General features: G+C 40.1%; 1 pseudogene. It reads left to right on the top strand.

Features of this window, described 5'->3' with window-relative positions:
• A pseudogene (locus tag AWW68_RS10980) lies at positions 1-339 on the top strand (HYR domain-containing protein); the annotation flags it as partial.

The raw sequence follows: 339 nt of genomic DNA, 5'->3' as shown, positions 1-339 counted from the left end.
GTTTCTAGCTCTGACAACTGTACAATCGCTTCTAAAGTACTGAGTAAAACCTCTTTCAATTGTGATGACTTAGGCGACAATGATGTGACTCTTACCGTTACTGACATCAACGGTAATGCTACTACCAAAACCTTCAACGTATCTATTACTGATACTACCGCTCCTACGGTTATTGCCCAAGACTACACTGTTGCACTCGATGCAAACGGTAATGCTTCTATCTCAGTGCAAGACATTGACAATAGTTCTTACGACAACTGCTCGTTAACTCTTTCTTTGGATAAACTGACTTTTGATTGTTCTAATGTGGGTGACAATACGGTTACACTTTCTGGTGTA

The sequence above is a fragment of the Roseivirga spongicola genome (assembly GCF_001592965.1).
Lineage (GTDB): Bacteria > Bacteroidota > Bacteroidia > Cytophagales > Cyclobacteriaceae > Roseivirga > Roseivirga spongicola.
The sequence above is the reverse complement of the archived record's forward strand: the minus strand, read 5'-3'. Positions and strand labels throughout refer to the sequence as shown.